This is a genomic window from Paraburkholderia sp. SIMBA_030 (genome assembly GCF_046535245.1).
Lineage (GTDB): Bacteria > Pseudomonadota > Gammaproteobacteria > Burkholderiales > Burkholderiaceae > Paraburkholderia.
The window spans coordinates 1-249 of the sequence record NZ_JAWRXB010001244.1; the positions used below are offsets into that span (position 1 = coordinate 1).

The 249-nt window shown below is 71.5% G+C and carries 1 pseudogene; it reads left to right on the plus strand.

Going from position 1 to position 249, the window contains the following annotated elements:
* Positions 1-30 precede the first annotated feature (30 nt).
* Positions 31-249, plus strand: a pseudogene (locus SB772_RS44030) (amino acid ABC transporter permease); the annotation flags it as partial.

Genomic DNA, 249 nt, shown 5'->3' on the forward strand with positions numbered 1-249 from the left:
CGCATGGGCAGCCGACTACCGGGGGCCGTCATGCTGAGCGCATCCGAATCGGGCCGTCTCGATGACACGCCGGAGCCGGCCGCCCGCGCCGCGGACGATATCGCCGGGTTCGTGCGCGTGCGCCGGCGCTACTGGGGCCGCTATGTCGCGTCGATCGCGATCATTGCCGCGCTCGCGTATGTGGCGGTCGCGTTCGCGCGCGGACAGATCGAATGGCGCGTCGTCGGCCAGTTCCTGACCGCACGCTCG